This window comes from Psychrobacillus sp. NPDC096389 (genome assembly GCF_044762855.1).
In the GTDB taxonomy this organism is placed as follows: Bacteria; Bacillota; Bacilli; order Bacillales_A; family Planococcaceae; genus Psychrobacillus.
This window is the reverse complement of the sequence record NZ_JBIWFB010000001.1, coordinates 280,147-300,251: the sequence shown is the minus strand read 5'-3', so window position 1 is coordinate 300,251 and position 20,105 is coordinate 280,147. Positions and strand designations below refer to the sequence as shown.

Below are 20,105 nucleotides of genomic sequence, written 5' to 3'. Positions count from 1 at the left end.
GCCCATTTGCGCAACATTAAGGCCCATTTACGCAACGTTTATGAAAAATGAGTTACAGTCATCGTTGTCTCACTTCAAGTAAACTTGCCCTTATAAGAATTAGTTGCTTTCACGGGTAATTTAGTCGCTCTCACGCTGATTTGGTAGCTTTCGGCATAAAATTGGTTGCTTTCGATGACCTATTAGTTGCCCTAAGCCATTTATTACATCATAGAGTCGGAAAAATACAAATTTAAAAAGCTAATCGGCTCGGCTACCGATTAGCTTTTATTATTACTTTGGTCTTTCAATAGAAAAGATATTACCGATTGTCGCGTAATTGGAACCTGCTAAACGACTGACAGCGTTTAAGCTTCTCGTGTCAATTCGGCCATCTTTGTAAATAGTTTCATCAATATGGAAGCGTACAATCTCTCCAATAAACAAATCACTACCAGGTCCGTCTCCTCCGAAAGGAATGGACTGTACTAGTTTGCATTCCATTCGAACTTTCGCTTCCTTTATTCCCGGTACGGATACGATTTCACTTTGTATTGGCGTTAAATTTGCCAATTCAATTTCACTTTCCGTTGCAGGTAATGAAGCTGCGGTCTTATTGATTTTCTCCACGTTTTCATCATCCACAATATGCACAACGAATTCTCGATTGTTATAAATATTTCTCGCAGTATCTTTCAAGCCATTAGTTCTTTGAATAGCAAGTGATACCATTGGTGGGTTGGATGAAACAATATTGAAATAGCTAAATGGCGCACCATTCACGACGCCATCTTCCGATTGTGTCGTGACAAAGGCAATGGGTCTTGGAATTACTGTACCAATTAATAATTTATAATTATCTCGCTCACTAGTTTGTTTAGGATCGATCGAAATCAATATGTTCAGCCCCTTTATTAGTCGAGTGGACGCACTTGAATTGGAATAAGTGAGTTAACTAATCGCTCACGGAATTGTTCGTATTGTGCAGGTAACATTAACTGAGTTCCCATTGTTTTCGGTGTCTCATCATGTGCAAATCCTGGTGGGTCTGTTGCAATTTCAAATAGAATTTCACCTGATTCACGGAAGTATAATGCGTTAAAGTAGTTACGGTCTTTCACTTCTGTTACATGCTGACCAAGATTCATAGCATATTGTTGCCACTCTATATGATCTGCATCATCTTGTGCACGCCATGCAATATGGTGAACAGTACCAACCCCCATCGAGCCCCGTATACCTGTTACCATTTTCAAGTCGATAACATTGCCAATATCAGCTGGAGCTTTGAATCGTGTATAATCACCTTCTGTCCCAACTAACTCTAACCCCATTACATCTGTTAATGTTTTAGCCGTTTCCTCTGGTCGGCTTGAGTAAAGTGTTGCACCACCAAAACCTTTAATGGCAACTTCAGGAGTTATTCCACCAAATGTCCAGTTGTTTTGTTCGCCTTCTACACGTTCAACAAGCTCTAAATGTAGACCATGTGGGTCATCAAACTGAATCACTTGTTCTCCAAAACGTTCTGCTTTTTTAAATGGAATTGCAAATGTAGCTAGACGGTTGACCCAAAAATGGAATGATCCTGTTGGCACTACATAAGTTGTAACTCCGACTTGGCCGTCTCCAATTTGTCCTTGATAGGCATTTGCCCAAGGGAAAAAAGTAATAATGGTACCTGGTTTACCTCCCCCATCTCCGAAGTATAAATGATAAGTGCCAGGATCATCGAAATTCACTGTTTGTTTGACTAAACGTAAACCTAGTACACCTGCATAAAAATCAATATTCTCCTGTGGATGACCGACGATCGCAGTAATATGATGAATACCCGCCGTTTGTTTTTTCATTATTATTTCCTCCTTAGTTGGAATTTTACCGTTTTAGTCAATAGGTTCTAATTTTGCCTCGATTTCAGCTCGCTTGCTTTCTAAAAATGGTGGTAAGTCGAGCCCTTTACCTAGCTTTTTAATGGATGAGTCGATTGTAAAACCTGGTCCGTCTGTCGCTAACTCAAACAAAATGCCATTTTCTTCTCTAAAATATAAACTCTCAAAATAGTAGCGGTCTGTTATTTTCATCAATTCAAAACCATAATCTTGAATACGCTGTTCCCATGCCCGTAATTCTTCTCCATCTTTCACACGAATAGCTATATGATGCACACTACCTTTTCCAGGTTTTTCTTTAGGACCGTCTTGTTCGACAATGACAATTTCACCAAAAGCTTGCCCCTTTACTGATTGGTAGACAGCTTCTTTTGCTGATCGCGAAGCAAGTTCATAGCCAAACAATTTTTCTAATGTATTGGCTAAGCTATCTAGTGATTGCACAGTCATTTCTACAGCGCCCATTCCAAGAATTCGATGTTCCTCTAAAACGATTGAATCATCCCAAGACTGCCAAAATGGCGGCACCTTTTCGCCATTATTATTTAAAAGGACTAGTCGTAAGCCCTCGGAATCTTCGAAATGGAGCGCGTCCCGTCCTCCATACGTAGTCAGGTCCCCATGTTGTACATCGAGTAATTCAAATCTTCTCTTCCAATATTGTAAACTATCATAAGATGGTACTAGTAGCCCAATACGTGTAATGGCATTCGTTCCTCTTCTCGTTCTACCTACCATCGGAATTTCAAAGAAGGATAATTCTGTACCTGCACTTCCCGTCAAATCTCCATAGAACAAGTGATACATGCTCGGATCATCTTGATTGACTGTTTTCTTCACTCTACGAAGTCCAAGTACTTTTTCATAAAATTGATTATTTTTCCGTCCATTTTTCGTAATCATGGAAATATGATGATGTCCTGCTATCTTGTTCATCTTGTTTCCTCCTCTTCTTTGTTTGCATAAACTCTGAGCAAAACCTTCAATCTATTTGATAACGTTTTGCTCAAAACTTATTAATTTAAAGCACAAAATGTACATGCTTTAATGCACACTTTGTGATTTGTAGGGATATGAAAATTATTTACGTACAGTATTTAATGCATTTGTCCAAGGGATAACTTGGTCTAGCATTTGGTTTACTGAATCTGCTTGAACTGCAGCTGGTTTAAAGTCTGTACCGTTTTCAAAGTCTGTAAATAGTGATAATGCCGGATGTACACGAACATGAGCTACAAGTAATTCACTTAAAATACCACGTAAATGTTCTGTTGCACGAGCTCCACCTACTGAACCGTAAGATACGATTCCTGCTGCTTTGTTGTTCCACTCTTCACGCAAGTAATCTAAAGCATTTTTTAGCGCTCCAGTGATTGAGTGATTGTATTCTTGCACGATGAATACGAAACCGTCTTGTTTTGCAATGATTTCTGACCATGCTGCTGCACCTGATGCGTCTCCGCCTGCTTCACCTAAAAGTGGTAATTTGTAATCTACGATGTCGATAATCGTGTAGTTTGCATCTCCGCGTTTATCTGCTAATTCTTTTACCCATGCCCCTACTTGTGGACTTACGCGTCCTTCACGTGTTGATCCTAAAATAATACCTATATTTGATTTTGTCATTATTTTTTCCTCCTCTTGTTGTTGTGTTCCAAATAATTTACTTAAAAATCCCATCTTGTTATTTTCACCTCCTTGTAAGTGCCATTTTACAATGTTTAATATGCTCGTAATTCGACATATTACCATTACTGTCTCCATTGCTTCTTTAAAATAATCAAATGGAGCTCTCGTTAAAATCAATCTATTTAATTACCTCTTGTTGATAATTCTCGAATTCGAGATATATACGTAAAAAAATTTATAGGTTTCTACACTAGTCTTTACTTGTATAAAACGTTCCCCCATATTACCATTTAATTTACGTTTAATTAAGATATCTTTAATTCAAAGTAATAATAACATATAAAGATTTTCATTGTCAACATATTTAGATGAATTCTTCTTATTCATCACTAAGTTTCTAGTTTCCTAAACAATAAAAAAGAGCCTTTTTGTCATTTTGACAAAAGACCCTCTTTATTTCAGTGCATCATCTACTAATATTATTTAAAGAAAGCTTCGTCAATAGACAAGAACTTACTTCCATTAATCGCTAAAAATAAGGCAATTACTAAAAATGCAAGATCCAGCTCATATCCTGCCATCTCAGGTGTTCCTAAAAATCCTAGTGCAAATTTTACTTTCACTATTGCTCCTACCATTAATAAGACAAAAAGTGCTGAAAATATTCGTGTTCCAATCCCTAAAATAAGTGCAATTCCTCCAACCAATTCCAATGTAGCTACTGCATAAGCAAAGAAACCTAAAATTCCAATGCTATCAAACCATCCTACCGTATTAGCGATACCACCTTTGAATTTTACAATTCCGTGTATTAAAAAGCTGATTCCTAACACAAGTCTTAACAATAATGTACTAACTCCTAATTTATCCATCTCTATTTCCCTCTCCTTTATTCCTTGAAATATATTTTATTCATATAAGTAAACAAATTGCATAAAAAAATATTCCTTCTAGATGATTTGGGCCCACTCAACTAAAGTTCACTATTATGAATATTAATTTCTTATAAGATAACATCAACATATAGATATCGTCAATAAATTTGTGTTACGATATATCAAACAAAACTATTTTGGGAGGGAAGTACATGGAAATCGGCTCTAAAATTCGGGATATACGCAAACGTAAAAAGATTACCATTGCACAAATGAGTGAACAAATCGGGCTATCAAAAGGGTTTATAAGTAATATCGAAAATGATAATACATCCCCTTCCCTTAATACGCTACAAACAATCGCGAACTATTTGGATGTTCCATTGCCTTATTTATTGCTTGAAAAGGAAGAACATATGAAAGTAGTCAGGAAATCTGAGCGGGTATATACGACACATAATAATATAAAAATAGAACATCTTACGTCTCAAAGTGGATTACGAATGATGCATGTAGAATTAGTCCCTGGTGCTTCGACTGGAGTAGCGAATGCACACGAAGGAGAAGAAAGTCATGTCGTCCTTAAAGGTACTGTGCTCGCAGAACAAGGGGAAGACTCAGTCATCGCACATGAAGGTGATTCATTCAGCTGGAACGCTAGCGTACCACACTTTGTCAAAAACATCGGAGAAGACAATGCGATCTTACTCATTGCCGTTTATAAAGAAGAGAATCGATAATTGTATAACATAAAACACCAAGGAATACGATTTCCTTGGTGTTTTGACACTTCCACTTGTCTAGCTATTTAATCTGAATGGACACAGATCCATCCAAGTAATTCGGATAAGCATAAAGGTTGAGTTTAATTGGATTAACTATATCTTTGGAATCCAAACTAATAGTTGAATAATTATATTGTTCATCACCATGCATGCTTTCGGACGGTGTATCGATCCTTTCCCCTTTTGCATCTACAACATCTCCAAAAAGTGTATACATATGATTTTCTCTTATTCGCTGCACTTTCACCTCAACTGACTGATCGTTAATGTTCATTACTTCCAATTTGCCGTCTGTCGGTTCACTCAATACCTCTTTCTTGTCTAAGTCAATCAGTAAATAGCTCTCCGCTTTAGGCAATGCTTGCACTTTATCAAATTTGAAGTAAAGTTTCTTCGGTTCTTTAAAATAATTGCTTTGTAAGAAATAAGTTCTTTCTTTGTTTTTTACTCCACCAAAGCCACTTGTTCCATTTTGAATGGAACTCCATACTTCCCCATTTTCATCTTCTAGACGCATATCTTCAAATTGCAAAATTTCCATATCATTTTGTTCGTTAAATTCTATATTTACCGCTACACGAAGGGGATGTACAGTAATATCTTTTACCAACATTTTTTGACCGTCCATCTCTACTTTTTCGTTTAAGCTATATACTTTTCCTTGTTGTACTGTATTTTTTAGAGTAAATGGAACTTTAAAAGTCGTTTCTTTATCATTTTCTATTTGAAAGACCAATTCAAATTGTTGAGAAGTAAATTGCTTTACTTTTCCAAACGTAAAGCTAAAACGTTCGACTATTCGATTTGTTTTTTCACTCAAATGTCCAAACGAATAGGCTGAATCCTCACTAAGGTTTTTCCCATCATTCCATACCTCTAGATTCCCATATTGAATATCTTCCATAGAAAAAGGTGCTTCTAGCGTATAAAAAATCTCCATACCTGTTTCATCTAATATAATTCCATCTATCGTGAATGTCATATTATCCTTCATCTGACTGACGCCTACCGCCTCATAATAATCATTTTCTATAATAGCTTCTAATCCTTTATCCAATTGTATTAAGTCAACAAATCTTTCCATACCTGGTATAGATGCAACCGCGTTTGCAAATGCAGGAGACACGCGAATGGAAGTGATAAATGTAAGCATCAATATGGCAGCGACTGATATAGTCCAGAGTGTCTTTTTACGCTTGCTTCTTTTACTATTAGCTTTGTAAAAACCTTGCTGAATGGCATAATCTATCTGCGGATCTGGTATTGCTAGTTGTTCCAGTTGCTCTTTTGATTCATTTAGCATCTTTTCTTCTTTTTCATACATGATCTACATCTCCTTTCTCGGTCAGGAAATTTCGCAGTGACTTAAGTGCTTTATGGAGTCTTGATTTGACCGTGCCTTCTGGTATTTTTTCGAGTTCGGCTATTTCTTTAATTTTGGTATTTTGGTAGTATTTCAGAAAGATAAGCTGCTGCTCCGCGTTTGATAGTGAGGCAATTGCTTCTTCTATTTCTAGTTTCGAATCATCTGAGGATGTTCCGATTTCAGCTAGCATTTCATCCGAAGTAAATCGCTTCTTCTTTTTCAACTGATCTTGGCAATAATTGATCATAATTCGAATAAGCCATGTCTTCATATACGCCGGCTCTTTTACTGTATGTATTTTTTGATAAGCTCTAAATGTTACTTCCTGCATTGCTTCGATTGCATCATGTTCATTTTTTAAAAATGCAATAGCTGTCCGATAAAGAGCGGTTTTATGTAGCTTCATAAGTTGTAAAAATGCTTGTTCATCACGCTTTATCGCTTTCCTTTCAAGCTCCTCTTGGTCCACCCCGTCACCCCATTCCACTTGTTATTATCTATTAGACATCTGAGTATAGAAAAAGTTCATTTATTTTTAAAATAAAAAAAGGATATCTCCAACTAAATGGGATATCCTCTGACTTTTTTAATGCGTATCAATCGGCTCTTTGCAAAGACCTTTACTCATTTCCGCATATTGGACGAATACACGAGCTAGTTCACGTAGGCGATTATGTACGTCTTCGTCCACGATTACATTGTTCGTATCAAAATGGCTAGAGTGTGTATAGACATAATTTGGTGTCACCAAACATCTAAAGTAGTCCAAAATAGGTTTTAGCTGGTTTTCGATGACTAAGTGGTGCTGATATGTCCCACCATTTGCAACAATGGACACTGGTTTATATCGCATTGTTTTCGGATGTAAAAAGTCAAATGCGTTTTTAAGAACACCTGGAATTGATCCTTGGAAAATTGGTGTGGCAATTATATAGCCATCCGCTTGCTCGAACTTACTAACGAGTAGCTTCATATCATCATTGTACCCTTCGAATGGACGACCATCTACAAATTGGTGCTCATAATTGGCAAATCGAATAATCTCTAAAGTATGTTCTGTACTGATCTCTTCTATATAGTCTTTCACTTTTTCAAGAATGACACTTGTTTTCGTGCCGATAATTGTTCCGTCTACGAGTAGAATTTTCATCGTTGTAGAACCTCCTTTACCCGTACTACATTGTATCAAAGAAGTGGCTCAGTTGTGAGATAATTGTCATACTTCTAACAAAGTTCATTCTTTAGTCGGAGACGTGTTTTCACTTAGACCGTCATCTAATTTTTCCGCTTCTACAAAAATATCTTTTCGCTTACTCCAATCGAATAACTCTTCTCTAGTAATCGGTTTTTCCACATTCTCTTCCATAGGTCTTGCATTTAAAATGTCGAGCGATTTATATGTATTTACACTATTTTTTCTTCCATGCACTGCATAATGATACATAGCAAATGCGAGTTGCTTCCCTTCAATTGCCCGCAGACTTCTAAATGGTCCGATCAATATCGGATTGATTAGTTGAAAAATTCCTTCTGCTAACCGCTCCCCCAATCGAAATTCTGCTCGCTCACCCGTTAATAGTGATGGTCGGAAAATAGAAAGGTGAGGTAACTTTAAGTCAATTAATCCTTCCTCCATTCTCCCTTTCACACGGCTATAGAAAAATGGAGATTTGCTATTAGATCCTGCTGCAGAAATGACATGAAAATTAGGAATTCCTCGTTTTTTAGCTAATGAAGCTATCCGTAGAGGAAATTCTAAATCTACTTTTTCAAAGTTTACTTTTGTTTTTGCTTTTTTGATCGTTGTTCCTAAACAGCAAAATAAATCATCCGTGATTTCAAAATCTCTTTCTTCTAGTTTATCGAATTCTCGAATTTTCACATCTAATTTTGCATGTGTGTATGTAATATTTCTTCTAGCAATGATTGTCACTGCAACATATTCTTGGCTTTCACATAATTGTTTGACTAAGTGTTGCCCTGTAAAGCCCGTTGCCCCTACGACGATGGCCGTTCTTTTTGCCACCTCAACCCCTCCTCGCTTTTCTAGTTGTCTAGCTACAGCGCCTAGCCCCTCGGGTCAAATAACCTTCCACAACGAAGTTAAATTTCAACTTCTTTTGTGGAAGAACATTTGCCTGTCGGAGGCCTGCACGAAGCAGGTCATGCAGTCGTTGCGACACGATGTCGCGAACTTAGACTGTAATCCTCTAACAGGCGCTTTCGCTTTTCTTGTTGTCATATACCCCCGTCCATTTCCATACAATACTAAATATATGCACTTAGAAAGGAAGATGAAAAATGAAACTAGCTTATCTATTAAATACATTTCCACACCGTGGCCTCTACCCTGCTGACCGGGCGAATGCACTATTACCTGCTTTGAAAACTTCCGATTATATAATTTTTGTGCCTAGTACTAATACAAGCCTTTTAAACTATTTAGAGAAACGCCATATGAAAACTTGTGCATTTAATAATAATGCACATTTACTAGAAGAACTGAAATCATTTAATCCGGATTGTATGATTCATGACAGCGGAAATTCCGAAAAAGATTTAATTCGCCGTATAAAATCATTAAATTGTCCGCTTATTCACTTTGATGACCACGGCGACGGTGGTACTTTAGCCGATCTTGTTTTTCAAGCTTTATATGAAAATCCAAAAGACCTTTCGAAAGAGCATTTCGTTTATGGGCTAACTGGATATATTCCATCCCAAACCATTCTACCTAAAAATAATAATACGACTCAAGATCCACCACATATTGTTGTCGCTTTTCCACATGAGGATCCAGAAAACTTAACGTATCGAACGTTAAGACATCTTGTCCAACTTCATATTCCTTTACAGATCAGTGTTTTAGTAGATGAGCATTACAAACATGATATTCTGGATCTTAAACGATTTGCACTCACTCGCAAATCGATTAAAATTATTTCCACATCTGAACCAACTACTATTATCACTACTAGTGATATCGTCATAACTTCCGGTTCTTATATGCCTTTCTTAGTGGCACAATTCCAAATTCCATGTATTATTCTTTGTGCACATGAAGAAGAAGTCAATTATGCCTTTCCACAAGAAGGACATGGCTTCGCAAATTTAGGACTAGGTCGCAAAATAAAACAATCGTACTTGCAAAATGCGGTGATGGAAATTATTTTACATGATAATCGCAGAAAAGCTTATATTCACAAGCAAAAAAACTTTGACTTTACTGCTAACTTAGTAGAAGTAGCAGAACTAATCGAACAAACGATTGCAAATAAAAAAGCCGAAGAAGAAATCGCACGTTAAACGCATTTTTATGCTACAATAGGGCAAAAAGCTGAAGGTGATTATTCATGACAAAAGATCAACTACAAGCGGAAATTGCTGAGTTAAAAATGGATTACATCCGATTACAAGGTGACATGGAAAAACTAGAATCCAATGGCCACCCCACTCAAGTAGAAAACGCCGAACGTAGATTAGCCAAAATGGAAGAAGACCTTGCAGAACTAAACAAACAGCTCGCGGCACTGTAGTCCGTTGAGCTTTCTTTTTGGAGGAAATAATACATGAGCTTATTAAATGTAGAAAATTTGGGACATGCATTCGGAGATCGTACGCTTTTTAAAGAAGTTTCGTTTCGCTTAGTGGAAGGTGAACACGTTGGACTTGTTGGGGCAAACGGTGTTGGAAAGTCGACATTGATGAACATTTTAACAGGGGAAATCATTTACGATGAAGGCCGTGTGGAATGGTTACCCGGTACTCATTACGGTTATTTAGATCAGCATACTCGTCTACAACAAGGACGTTCAATGTTCGATACATTACGTGATGCATTCTTACCTCTTTATAAGAAAGAGGAAGAATTAAATGAAATTATTGCTAAAATGGCGGATGCAACGCCAGAAGAATTAGAAGTATTACTCGAAAAAATGGCGGAAATACAAGATGTGTTAGATGCAGGCGATTTTTATTCGTTGGATATGAAAGTAGAAGAAGTTGCACGCGGGCTTGGACTAGATGCAATTGGTTTAGATCGACCTGTTGAAGCACTTTCTGGCGGTCAGCGTACAAAAGTCCTTTTGGCTAAGCTATTATTAGAAAAACCAAAAGTTCTTTTATTGGACGAGCCTACTAACTATTTAGACGAAGAGCATGTGAATTGGTTATCCAATTATTTGAAGAACTATCCATATGCATTTTTATTGATCTCGCATGACACAGAATTTATGAATGGCATTGTAGATGTTATTTTCCACTTAGAATTCTCTAAGCTTACGCGCTACACAGCGTCTTATGAAAAGTTTTTAGAGCTTGCCGAGTTGAATAAAAGACAGCATATCGACGCTTATGAAAAGCAGCAAGAATTCATTAAAAAACAAGAAGATTTTATCGCCAAAAATAAAGCACGATACTCTACAACCGGTCGTGCAAAATCTCGCCAAAAACAATTGGATCGCATCGAACGAATCGATCGTCCAGAGACTGCAGCTAAACCAGAATTCGGTTTTAAAGAATCTCGTAGTTCGGGTCGTTATGTTGTGGAAGCGGAGCATTTACAAATTGGTTATGACAATCCCCTGCTCCCACCACTAACATTTACAATTGAGCGCGGAGAAAAAATTGCCCTTGTCGGCATGAATGGAATCGGGAAATCGACCTTACTAAAAACAATTTTAGGTAAGATTCCTGCACTAGGCGGAAAAGTCATCCGCGGGGATTTCTTATACCCTTCTTATTTTGAACAAGAAGTTAAAGCTGGTAATATTACACCAATTGAATCCATCTGGGAAACTTATCCTAGTATGGAACAAAACCAAGTTCGTGCTGCCTTAGCTCGTACTGGCTTGAAAAGTGAGCACATCTCTCGCCCACTTTCATCTTTAAGCGGTGGCGAACAAGCGAAAGTTCGTTTATGTAAGCTCATGATGGAAGAAAGCAACTGGTTAATATTCGATGAGCCGACAAACCATTTAGACATCCACGCCAAAGAAGAATTGAAACGTGCGATGAAAGAATTTAAAGGCACAATCGTCCTCGTTAGTCATGAACCTGAGTTTTACGAAGGTTTAGTAACGAAAGTATGGAATGTCGAAGAGTGGTTTTCTACTGGTAAAGAGGTTATAGAGGAATAGATTTTTGTTAACCCCAAGCATTTCGCTTGGGGTTTTTAGTTGAGTATGATGCTGGACAGGTAGTCCTTAGCACTATGTGAGTTTTGGAGGAGATTGCTTGGGTGACAGCGGCATATGCGCGGGTAACCGAGATGATTGATCGAATGACACTACTTATTGCTCGGATGGCGATGCTCATTGCTCGCTCCCTACTTTATTGCTCGGTTAGCGCGGGTATATGCGCGGTTAACTGGGATGATTGCTCGGATGGCAATCCTCATTGCTCGATCCCTACTCTATTGCTCGGTTAGCGCGGGTATATGCGCGGTTAACTGGGATGATTGCTCGGATGGCAATCCTCATTGCTCGATCCCTACTCTATTGCTCGGTTAGCACTAATATATGCGCGGTTAACTGAGATGATTGCTCGGATGGCGATATTCATTGCTCGCTCCCTCCCCTTTCTCCAAAAACAAAAGAGCTTCCCCCTAGCACTTTCGGACAGGGAGAAGCTCTTGCACATTATGCTAAAACTAAAGAGTCTTTCGCAATTTCATCATTCATAATAAGCTCTTTTAAACGTTGCTTGGCTCTAAATAATCTCGATTTTACAGTACCAATCGAAACTTTCATCACTTCTGCGATTTCGATCAATGAAAACTGATGTACGTAAAAATACATGACTGTTTTTTGGTAAATACCATCTAATTCCGCAACCTTCGAACGAATAATTTCGCCGACATCTTCTTTCTCCAACTGCTCTTCTACAGATAATACGTCTGCAGCTATTAAGTCCAATAAAGAGATATCTAGTTGCTCCGGTTGATTTGCAACGTACTTGCTACGTCTTACTTGTTTACGGTATCTGTCACGGAATGTATTCATACATATAGTCGTTAACCATGCTTTTACATGATCCACTTCTTTCATATATGATTCATATCGCACGACTTTCATCCATACTTCTTGCATTAAATCTTCTGCATCTATTTGATTTTTCGTTAGTTTCAGGCATAAGTAATATATGTATCGGTTATATTCTTCGTAAATATTTTCAATTTGTACTTGCATTCTTTATTCCTCCGCTCGGCTTTTCTTATATCTCTATAATGCCAAACTCGAACCTTACCCTCCATCGTATTCTCTTTCAATATAATTACAATCGTGTAAGAAAGAAAAGCGCAAGCGCCTATGTCTGCCCCGACAGGCAAATGGGAAAAAGCGAGGAGGCAGCTCCCCAGCCACCACAGCTTTTTCCCATTTGACCCCGAGGGGCAAGGCGCTGGAGCTAGACAATAGAAAGAAAAGCGCAAAAGGAAATACTACTCCTCTTGCGCCTCATCTACTTCTAGTTCTTCTCTCTTCGTAATTGTTAACGTTACAATTCGGCTACGGTCCATTTCATTAATTTCAATGAATAAGTTTTCGTATGTAAATTGCTCCCCTTCTTCGGGAACATGCCCTAGCTGGTCTAGTACGAATCCTCCGATTGTTTCATTTTCATTCACAATAGATAGATTAAACAATAGATTTACTTCTTCTATTTCTACACGACCTGCACAGATCAGTCGATTTTCAGTCATTTCATGAATTAATATTTCTTCATCATGGTCTGTTTCATCTTCTATTTCTTGCCCAATCATTTCTTCTATCAAATCTTCATGGGTGACGATACCAAGTGTACCGCCATATTCATCCAACACAATTGCCATATGTTTTTTATGTGTAAGCATCAATTCAAATACTTTCTCTACACTTAATGTTTGGACAACAAACAGTGGTTCTAAATCGATAAGCGTGTCGAATGGAAGTGATGGATCCATGGACCATTCAATTAGCTTTTTCGAATAGAACATACCCACAATTGTGTCTATGTTTTCATCGTACACAGGATATCTAGTATAGGAGTGTTCCAGAATTGTATCGCGCACTTCTTCATACGTATATTCTATAGGTAAAGCAACCATTTCTGTTCGATGCGTAAATAATACATCCGATACGTCTTTATTTGGAAAGTCAAGTATTCCTCTTATGCGTTCGGATTCTTCTTCTTCAAAAGTACCATCTGTCGAAGCTATATCTACCATATTCAAAAGTTCTTCTTTGGTGATAATTGTTTCCTTTACAGCACCTTTAGAACCGATTCGGATCAACATATTGATGAATTCAGAAACTAAAAAAGTTATAGGTCTCAATAGTCCGATTAACAATCGAATCAGCGGAGCTACGATATATACGATTCTTTCCGAAAAAGTTGCAGCGATTGTTTTTGGAAGTACTTCCGCAAATAAAATAATGATTACGGTAAGCACGATAACGGACCAAACAATATTCCATGCGTAATTTTCAGCGATGAGAATTACTAAAACAGTCATTGCTACATTGGCAATTGTGTTGCCGATTAAGATCGTTACAATCATTCGGTCCGACTTTAATAAAAGAACAAGCAGTTTTTCCGCCGCTCGGTCCCCTTGCTCTGCCCGCAGTCGGACCTTCATCCTATTTACTGTTGTTAAAGCTGTTTCACTTCCTGATAAAAAGAATGAAACAAGTAGTGCAAATGCTAGTAGTACAAATTCTATGTACAAGTTTGTATCCTCCTAAAATGATCACATCGTTCGATATTTCTTTTTATTACTATAGCACACTGCGATTTTAGTTGTCACAGTTCTTATGCTATACTATTTCTATTCACGAAACTTTATGAAAAGAGGGATTCAAATGAGCCATTTAACTACTTTAAATAATTACTTTACTGAAAAACGAGAGTCACATTTAGAAGAGCTAAAACAATTCTTGCGCATACCAAGTATCTCTTCTTTATCTGAACACAAAGAAGATATGCAAAAAGGTGCCCAGTGGCTGGCTGAGTCCTGCCAAAAAGCTGGATTAGAAAATGTAATCATTGATAAAACTAATGGACATCCTGTCGTATATGCGGATTGGTTACATGCAGAAGGTAAACCAACTATTCTTGTGTATGGTCATTATGATGTACAACCTGTTGATCCATTAAACCTTTGGGAGTCAGAGCCTTTTGAACCAGAAGTGCGTGATAATAAATTATTTGCACGCGGGGCAAGTGACGATAAAGGGCAAGTGTTCATGCATGTGAAAGCAGTAGAAGCACTTCTTCAAACAGAAGGGTCACTTCCTGTGAACGTTAAGTTTTTGATCGAAGGCGAAGAAGAAGTTGGTAGTCCTAACTTAGAAGCCTATATAGAAGAAAATAAAGCGAAGCTCGCTGCAGACGTCATCGTCATTTCTGATACTGGCATGCAAGGACCAGGTCAACCTGCTGTATGTTACGGACTACGCGGCCTTTGTGGCGTGCAAATTGACGTAAAAGGAGCTAAAGGTGACCTACACTCAGGTCTATACGGAGGCGGAGTTCAAAACTCTATTCACGCTCTTGTATCAGTTTTAGATTCTTTCCGTGATGCAGAAGGTACGATTCAAGTAGAAGGATTTTATGAAAATGTACGTCCTCTACTTGATGAAGAACGAGAAGCATATAAAGCACTTGGTTTTGATGAAGAAGATTTGAAAAAAGAAGTTGGAGTAGACGAGCTATTCGGTGAAAAAGGTTTCTCTCATCTGGAGCGTGTTTGGGCTCGCCCAACACTTGAAGTGAATGGGGTATTTGGAGGTTTCTCTGGAGAAGGTATTAAAACAGTATTACCGAGTGAAGCCGGTGCAAAAATTACTTGCCGCTTAGTTCCAGACCAAGATCCGGAGGAAATAGTAGCGAAATTAAAAGCGCATATCGAAAAAAATAAGCCTACAGGTGTCACAGTTACTGTCACGGAATTTGATAAAGGAAAACCTTTTATCACACCTTTCGATCACCCAGCAATTCAAGCAGCTGGTCGTAGCTATGAAAAAGTATACAATGTACCAACAGCATACACACGTGGTGGCGGTTCTATCCCAATCGTAGCAGCATTTGATGAAATTCTTGGCTTGCCAGTTGTATTAATGGGCTTCGGATTATCATCTGAAAACTTCCATGCACCAAATGAGCATTTCCATCTAGAAAACTTTGACCAAGGTCTACGAGTAATTGGTGATTATTACTATGAACTAGCAGAGCTATCAAAAGAGCAACTTAAAAAATAATAAGCACAAAAAATAGAGCTATCCCCCATTCATAAGGAGATAGCTCTTCTTTTATTTACCAAATATCGTAATTAACTCATCTACATGTTTGCGTTCTTTCGGTTTTGGCATTTCGTCAAAATAGCCTACTTGTAACATACTAATGATGCGTTCCCCTTGTTTAACCCCAAGCGCTTCACGGAATTTAGGATTATCCAAATAGCCTGGTGTTTTCCAGCAAGAACCAATACCACGGTCCCAAGCAAGCAATTGGATATTTTGAATAAGCATACTTGCAGCAGCATAATCTTCTAAACGTTCTTTTTGACGTGCATCTTCCGGGACAATGACAAAAACATAGCCCCCCGGGTTTGTAAACTTTTTCATTTGTTTTTCTAATTCTTCATCTGTCAGCTCTTTCCACTTTGGAATAGCAAATTCTTTTAGTACATCATATAGATCTAAAAGCTCTTTTCCGCAAGCAACGACAAATCGCCACGGCTGTCTATTTTGATGATTTGGCGCCCAAATAGAATCTTCCATAATAGAAAGTAAAATATCTCTTTCGACAGGTTGTCCATTAAATGCCTTGATGGATCTTCTTTGAATAATTGCATCACGAATAGTTAATGATTGTTGCATCATTGTATGAAAAACTCCCTTTTCTTTAGCATCCATTATTACTAACATCATACCAAGTTAAACGTTATATTAAAAGGGTACTATTTTTCATTCAAATAATTCGAGGTGATTATGTGTTTCTCTATTGGTTAGCAAGTTATTTTATCGGTACTTTTCTTACTGCTTGGTGGATTGGAAAATGGAAGAAAACTGATTTAACTAAAATGCGTAGCGGGAACTTAGGAGCTAGAAATGCCGGTGCTGTCCTTGGAAAATCAGCATTTCTATTGACTTTTTTAGGAGATGCGCTTAAAGGTACACTTATCCTGTATATTGGTTTTCATTATAATTTTTCTTTAGAGATTATTGCAATTGGTGGGCTTTTGGGAATCGTTGGTCATATGTTTCCTTTTTGGCTCCAATTTAAAGGTGGAAAAGGAATTGCAACTTTTATAGGAGTCGCACTTGTTTTTAATCCATCACTATTCGGAATAATGGCTGCTTGTTTTGCTCTTTTTATTGGACTATTAAGAAGTGCCACTTTAAGTATGGTCATTGCTTTTAGCATATACGCCATTTTATGCTGGATCATCCCTACATTCACGCATGTATGGCCACTTTCTATTGCAATTTTACTCATATTATATCGTCATCGATTCGATGCTTTAGAATCTTGGAAAGCACGCTGGTGGAAACCAATAAAGTAATTATTATTTATTTAATAGTAATTTCCAATGTTCACATGCGTAGTTAACGAATAAATATGCTATAATTACTAAAAAATAAATAATGTATGAGATAGGATGTCCAACATGACTTTGAAAAAAATTGCTTGGGTAGTAGATAGTACTGCTTATGTAAATTCCCTTTTAAAAAATCATCCAGATGTGTATGAAATTCCGCTTAATATCCATTTTGGGCAACAGCAATTTATAGATGGTGTAGACTTAACTTCCGCACAGCTATATGAACGTATCCAAAATGGAACAGAACCAGTAAAAACGTCTCAACCATCTGCTGGTGAATTTGCGGAAATTTATACGAAACTAAGTAAAGAATATGAATCCATCGTTGCAATCCACGTTTCAAATAGTTTAAGTGGAACGATTTCTTCGTCTTTAAGTGGTGCCGAGATTGCAGAAGTACAAATGGAATGTGTCGATTCGCTTTCATTGTCTGCTGGTATAACAGGTCTCGTGGAAAAAGGTCTCCAGATGCAAGCGCAAGGTCTACCCTTCAAAGATATCGCTTCTCTGTTACGAATAGAAGCTACTAAATTTAGAAACTATATTTTAATTGGAAACTTAACACAGTTATATAAAGGTGGAAGATTGAGTAGTGCACAGTTTTACTTAGGCAGTTTATTGAAAATAAAACCAATTATTCAGATCAATAACAAAGGTGCATTACAGGAACTGGATAAAGTTCGCTCCGAGAAAAAAGCGATGCAATACTTGATCGATAAAGTAGTAGAATCAGTTGCACAAGAAGGTGCGAAATTAGTGTATATCATGCATGCTAATGCACTAAACAAAGCTGAGAGTTTAAGAGAGGCAATTTTACTACAAGCACCCGAAATCGAAATCGAAGTTGGAGAAATCAGCACTGTTTTAGCAGTTCATGCTGGCGAAGACACTCTAGCAGTGCTTTGGTACGTGCCATAAAAAAACTTCTATTGGTAATATTGATCGTATACTTTGTAGAGATAATGCGTCGTAGTGAACTCTGAGCCATTCCCAACGCTTACGCGAAAGTTGAGAAATCTGTCCACGAAAATGGACAATCTATCCAGATAGTTGGTCAATCTCCATCGAAAACTGGACAATCATTGTAAGATTGGACAATCTCTATGTAAAGTTGGACGATCCCGCTAAATAGTTGGACAATCTCTTCTCCAAACACTGCAAATATATGAAATCATGCATATCAGCTAAAACTAATAGAGCTTTCTTATGACACACTTTCCCTATATTACGCTTAAAAAAAGGGAAACTAAATGTACGATCATTTAGTTTCCCTTTTTCTATTAAAACTGATCTTTCACATGAAAAAAGATGTATTTCGTGTTGGGTGTATGTGCATAGGAATCCGAATAGTTCCAATGCCTGTTACGGCTATTATTCGTATGCGCATTTACATAAGGAATTCCATCTTGAACACTTGTTACAATCGTCGAATGGTCGTATCTCCCATCCCCTTCAAAATCATAAAAGATTAGATCTCCCGGGATCAGCTTATTAGGAGAATCCACTTGAGTAGCCTGCAAACCTACTGTAGAACCTGCCAAATACCATCGCAATGAATGAGGTGTACTCCAACTAAGGCTCCATGTGTTATTCCCTATCCACCATCCTCTTTCTCTATTAAATTGTCCTCTCATAGGGGCACCACCGGCAAACAGGCATTGGGAAATAAAATTGGTACAATCCACATCAAAGACGGGAAACTTGGGGTTGTAGCTATTCCACCACTTTTGGGCATAAGCTACCGCGGCATCGCGGTTATAAGTTGCCAATTTTCGACCTCCCTCTATTTGTTTATATGATTTCAACGGAATTATATGCTAGTATTGAGTCAATGAATTTAATATTTTTTTATGGCACCCTACTTTTCAGAAAGGAAGATGGCTAGTGATACAGCATGCAGAAAAAGAAATTACCAAGTCGACTTTACTATGTGATGACAAAGGTAATTTGAATCCAAAGGCAATTGGATATGCCAAAAAGCCAATCATTGAGAGCAATTTAAAAGGTCATTATATGCGGAAGAAAAAGTGGAATTATTGGTGTATCTTTGGAGATGATATACTCTTTTCTGCAACCATTAGCCATTTAGACTATGCAGCAGTTTGCTCTGTATATTTTTTAAATTATGAAACACAGCGGTTTGTCGAAAAAACGGTTACAATCCCTTTTGGCAATAAAATAAAAATGCCTTCAAACGTTTTAGAAAGCCTGCAACTCCATTCAAAAGAAATGTCTATCCAGCTATTATATATACAAAATGAAACACATATGACGATTACCATACCTGATTTTGATGGAGATTTTTTGCATGCTGATTTACATATATCCCATCCTTTAGAAGATGAATCTTTGAACGTGGTGATTCCTTGGAATCGGACGCAATTTCAATTTACAGCTAAGCATCATATAATGCCTGTTACGGGATTTGTAAAAATGGGAGACGCTCGTTACATTTTTCAAGCGGAGGATAACTTTGCCGTACTAGATTATAGTAGAGGGGTTCTGCCTCGATCAGTGAAACGGAATTGGGGATTTGCGTCCCAACGTATAGGTCCTCGCCGAATCGGGCTAAATCTTGGTGGAAAATGGACGGATGGTACAGGCATGACTGAAAATGCGATTATACTAGACGGTAAATTAACGAAAATACATGAAGACTTAATGTTTACGTATGATACAAATAATTTCATGTTACCTTGGAAAGTAAAAACCAAATTTTCTAATGAAGTAGATTTAACATTTACCCCTTTTTTCCATAGAACTGCAAAAACAGATATAAAACTTGCTTCTTCTGAAATTCAACAGATGATTGGTTACTATAATGGCAAAATCCAATTAGAAAACGGTCCAACATTACATATTCGCGAAATGTTGGGTTGTATAGAAGAGCAAAAAGCGAAATGGTAATAAGAAAAGTTGCCTACCTAGTTTTTTCTAGGGGTAGGCAACTTTTTCTTTTTAGTTGGAAAAATGGGAGCCTTAGTTGGAAACCCCTTC

21 protein-coding genes are annotated in these 20,105 nt (G+C 37.6%); 8 read left to right on the top strand and 13 right to left on the bottom strand.

Annotated features, from left to right (window positions below; all coding sequences use genetic code 11):
* Nucleotides 1-273 precede the first annotated feature (273 nt).
* From ACIQ38_RS01460 to ACIQ38_RS01440, 5 genes are all read right to left on the bottom strand, one after another.
* Nucleotides 274-876 (bottom strand): flavin reductase family protein, encoded by a 603-nt coding sequence (locus ACIQ38_RS01460; RefSeq protein ID WP_402817109.1) that lies wholly within the window; start codon nt 874-876, stop codon nt 274-276.
* A gap of 17 nt (nt 877-893) precedes the next feature.
* Nucleotides 894-1,832, bottom strand: coding sequence for a ring-cleaving dioxygenase (locus tag ACIQ38_RS01455; protein ID WP_402817107.1), 939 nt, complete (start codon nt 1,830-1,832; stop codon nt 894-896).
* 33 nt (nt 1,833-1,865) lie between these two features.
* Nucleotides 1,866-2,807: a ring-cleaving dioxygenase gene (locus ACIQ38_RS01450; protein WP_402817105.1), complete on the bottom strand. Its 942-nt coding sequence runs from the start codon at nt 2,805-2,807 to the stop codon at nt 1,866-1,868.
* Between the two features lie 144 nt (nt 2,808-2,951).
* Nucleotides 2,952-3,551: an NADPH-dependent FMN reductase gene (locus ACIQ38_RS01445; protein ID WP_402819534.1), complete on the bottom strand. Its 600-nt coding sequence runs from the start codon at nt 3,549-3,551 to the stop codon at nt 2,952-2,954.
* A 428-nt stretch (nt 3,552-3,979) separates the two neighbouring features.
* Nucleotides 3,980-4,372: a DoxX family protein gene (locus ACIQ38_RS01440; protein ID WP_402817103.1), complete on the bottom strand. Its 393-nt coding sequence runs from the start codon at nt 4,370-4,372 to the stop codon at nt 3,980-3,982.
* Nucleotides 4,373-4,587: 215 nt separating this feature from the next.
* Between ACIQ38_RS01440 and ACIQ38_RS01435 the strand changes: the two genes are divergently transcribed.
* Nucleotides 4,588-5,115, top strand: coding sequence for a helix-turn-helix domain-containing protein (locus tag ACIQ38_RS01435; RefSeq protein WP_402817101.1), 528 nt, complete (start codon nt 4,588-4,590; stop codon nt 5,113-5,115).
* A 64-nt stretch (nt 5,116-5,179) separates the two neighbouring features.
* Here ACIQ38_RS01435 and ACIQ38_RS01430 read toward each other — a convergent pair whose 3' ends face one another.
* From ACIQ38_RS01430 to ACIQ38_RS01415, 4 genes are all read right to left on the bottom strand, one after another.
* Nucleotides 5,180-6,484, bottom strand: coding sequence for a DUF4179 domain-containing protein (locus ACIQ38_RS01430; protein ID WP_402817099.1), 1,305 nt, complete (start codon nt 6,482-6,484; stop codon nt 5,180-5,182).
* Nucleotides 6,477-6,995, bottom strand: coding sequence for a sigma-70 family RNA polymerase sigma factor (locus tag ACIQ38_RS01425; protein WP_402817096.1), 519 nt, complete (start codon nt 6,993-6,995; stop codon nt 6,477-6,479). The genes ACIQ38_RS01430 and ACIQ38_RS01425 overlap by 8 nt, the downstream gene beginning before the upstream one ends.
* Before the next feature lie 117 nt (nt 6,996-7,112).
* On the bottom strand, nt 7,113-7,676 hold the full coding sequence (locus ACIQ38_RS01420) for an NADPH-dependent FMN reductase (protein ID WP_402817094.1): 564 nt from the start codon (nt 7,674-7,676) through the stop codon (nt 7,113-7,115).
* Nucleotides 7,677-7,760: 84 nt separating this feature from the next.
* The gene (locus tag ACIQ38_RS01415; RefSeq protein WP_402817092.1) at nt 7,761-8,552 is read right to left on the bottom strand and encodes an NAD(P)H-binding protein; all 792 of its coding nucleotides are present in this window, start codon (nt 8,550-8,552) and stop codon (nt 7,761-7,763) included.
* A 275-nt stretch (nt 8,553-8,827) separates the two neighbouring features.
* Between ACIQ38_RS01415 and ACIQ38_RS01410 the strand changes: the two genes are divergently transcribed.
* Genes ACIQ38_RS01410 through ACIQ38_RS01400 form a run of 3 tightly spaced genes read left to right on the top strand, consistent with a single transcriptional unit; the run spans nt 8,828 to nt 11,664 of the window.
* On the top strand, nt 8,828-9,832 hold the full coding sequence (locus ACIQ38_RS01410; RefSeq protein WP_402817090.1) for a hypothetical protein: 1,005 nt from the start codon (nt 8,828-8,830) through the stop codon (nt 9,830-9,832).
* Between the two features lie 47 nt (nt 9,833-9,879).
* The gene (locus ACIQ38_RS01405; protein WP_142538030.1) at nt 9,880-10,062 is read left to right on the top strand and encodes an SE1832 family protein; all 183 of its coding nucleotides are present in this window, start codon (nt 9,880-9,882) and stop codon (nt 10,060-10,062) included.
* Nucleotides 10,063-10,095: 33 nt separating this feature from the next.
* Complete coding sequence (locus tag ACIQ38_RS01400; protein ID WP_402817088.1) at nt 10,096-11,664, top strand: ABC-F family ATP-binding cassette domain-containing protein; 1,569 nt, start codon at nt 10,096-10,098, stop codon at nt 11,662-11,664.
* A gap of 501 nt (nt 11,665-12,165) precedes the next feature.
* On the opposite strand, the gene ACIQ38_RS01395 is transcribed toward ACIQ38_RS01400, so the two are convergent.
* Both ACIQ38_RS01395 and ACIQ38_RS01390 read right to left on the bottom strand, forming a co-directional pair.
* Nucleotides 12,166-12,714, bottom strand: a complete 549-nt coding sequence (locus ACIQ38_RS01395) for an RNA polymerase sigma factor (protein ID WP_402817086.1) — start codon at nt 12,712-12,714, stop codon at nt 12,166-12,168.
* A gap of 251 nt (nt 12,715-12,965) precedes the next feature.
* Nucleotides 12,966-14,231 (bottom strand): hemolysin family protein, encoded by a 1,266-nt coding sequence (locus tag ACIQ38_RS01390; RefSeq protein ID WP_402817084.1) that lies wholly within the window; start codon nt 14,229-14,231, stop codon nt 12,966-12,968.
* 133 nt (nt 14,232-14,364) lie between these two features.
* Here ACIQ38_RS01390 and ACIQ38_RS01385 point away from each other — a divergent pair, with 133 nt between their 5' ends.
* Nucleotides 14,365-15,762 (top strand): dipeptidase, encoded by a 1,398-nt coding sequence (locus ACIQ38_RS01385; RefSeq protein WP_402817082.1) that lies wholly within the window; start codon nt 14,365-14,367, stop codon nt 15,760-15,762.
* Between the two features lie 51 nt (nt 15,763-15,813).
* On the opposite strand, the gene ACIQ38_RS01380 is transcribed toward ACIQ38_RS01385, so the two are convergent.
* Nucleotides 15,814-16,386 carry a nitroreductase family protein gene (locus tag ACIQ38_RS01380; protein ID WP_402817080.1) on the bottom strand — a complete coding sequence of 191 codons (573 nt, stop codon included), beginning with the start codon at nt 16,384-16,386 and terminating at the stop codon, nt 15,814-15,816.
* Nucleotides 16,387-16,496: 110 nt separating this feature from the next.
* Here ACIQ38_RS01380 and ACIQ38_RS01375 point away from each other — a divergent pair, with 110 nt between their 5' ends.
* Nucleotides 16,497-17,069: a glycerol-3-phosphate acyltransferase gene (locus ACIQ38_RS01375; protein ID WP_402817078.1), complete on the top strand. Its 573-nt coding sequence runs from the start codon at nt 16,497-16,499 to the stop codon at nt 17,067-17,069.
* 105 nt (nt 17,070-17,174) lie between these two features.
* The gene (locus tag ACIQ38_RS01370; RefSeq protein ID WP_402817076.1) at nt 17,175-18,026 is read left to right on the top strand and encodes a DegV family protein; all 852 of its coding nucleotides are present in this window, start codon (nt 17,175-17,177) and stop codon (nt 18,024-18,026) included.
* 362 nt (nt 18,027-18,388) lie between these two features.
* Here the strand turns inward: ACIQ38_RS01370 and ACIQ38_RS01365 are convergent, their stop codons facing one another.
* Nucleotides 18,389-18,877, bottom strand: a complete 489-nt coding sequence (locus ACIQ38_RS01365; RefSeq protein ID WP_402817074.1) for an amidase domain-containing protein — start codon at nt 18,875-18,877, stop codon at nt 18,389-18,391.
* A gap of 115 nt (nt 18,878-18,992) precedes the next feature.
* Here ACIQ38_RS01365 and ACIQ38_RS01360 point away from each other — a divergent pair, with 115 nt between their 5' ends.
* Nucleotides 18,993-20,015: a DUF2804 domain-containing protein gene (locus ACIQ38_RS01360; RefSeq protein WP_402817072.1), complete on the top strand. Its 1,023-nt coding sequence runs from the start codon at nt 18,993-18,995 to the stop codon at nt 20,013-20,015.
* Nucleotides 20,016-20,105: the final 90 nt, after the last annotated feature.

Excerpts from the sequence above, each read along its gene's own strand:
- ACIQ38_RS01410 (WP_402817090.1), top strand. The coding sequence starts at position 8,828 with ATGAAACTAGCTTATCTATTAAATACATTTCCACACCGTGGCCTCTAC.
- ACIQ38_RS01430 (WP_402817099.1), bottom strand. The coding sequence starts at position 6,484 with ATGTATGAAAAAGAAGAAAAGATGCTAAATGAATCAAAAGAGCAACTG.
- ACIQ38_RS01380 (WP_402817080.1), bottom strand. The coding sequence starts at position 16,386 with ATGATGCAACAATCATTAACTATTCGTGATGCAATTATTCAAAGAAGA.
- ACIQ38_RS01445 (WP_402819534.1), bottom strand. The coding sequence starts at position 3,551 with ATGGGATTTTTAAGTAAATTATTTGGAACACAACAACAAGAGGAGGAA.
- ACIQ38_RS01395 (WP_402817086.1), bottom strand. The coding sequence starts at position 12,714 with ATGCAAGTACAAATTGAAAATATTTACGAAGAATATAACCGATACATA.
- ACIQ38_RS01370 (WP_402817076.1), top strand. The coding sequence starts at position 17,175 with ATGACTTTGAAAAAAATTGCTTGGGTAGTAGATAGTACTGCTTATGTA.
- ACIQ38_RS01440 (WP_402817103.1), bottom strand. The coding sequence starts at position 4,372 with ATGGATAAATTAGGAGTTAGTACATTATTGTTAAGACTTGTGTTAGGA.
- ACIQ38_RS01405 (WP_142538030.1), top strand. The coding sequence starts at position 9,880 with ATGACAAAAGATCAACTACAAGCGGAAATTGCTGAGTTAAAAATGGAT.
- ACIQ38_RS01420 (WP_402817094.1), bottom strand. The coding sequence starts at position 7,676 with ATGAAAATTCTACTCGTAGACGGAACAATTATCGGCACGAAAACAAGT.
- ACIQ38_RS01450 (WP_402817105.1), bottom strand. The coding sequence starts at position 2,807 with ATGAACAAGATAGCAGGACATCATCATATTTCCATGATTACGAAAAAT.
- ACIQ38_RS01435 (WP_402817101.1), top strand. The coding sequence starts at position 4,588 with ATGGAAATCGGCTCTAAAATTCGGGATATACGCAAACGTAAAAAGATT.
- ACIQ38_RS01455 (WP_402817107.1), bottom strand. The coding sequence starts at position 1,832 with ATGAAAAAACAAACGGCGGGTATTCATCATATTACTGCGATCGTCGGT.
- ACIQ38_RS01385 (WP_402817082.1), top strand. The coding sequence starts at position 14,365 with ATGAGCCATTTAACTACTTTAAATAATTACTTTACTGAAAAACGAGAG.
- ACIQ38_RS01400 (WP_402817088.1), top strand. The coding sequence starts at position 10,096 with ATGAGCTTATTAAATGTAGAAAATTTGGGACATGCATTCGGAGATCGT.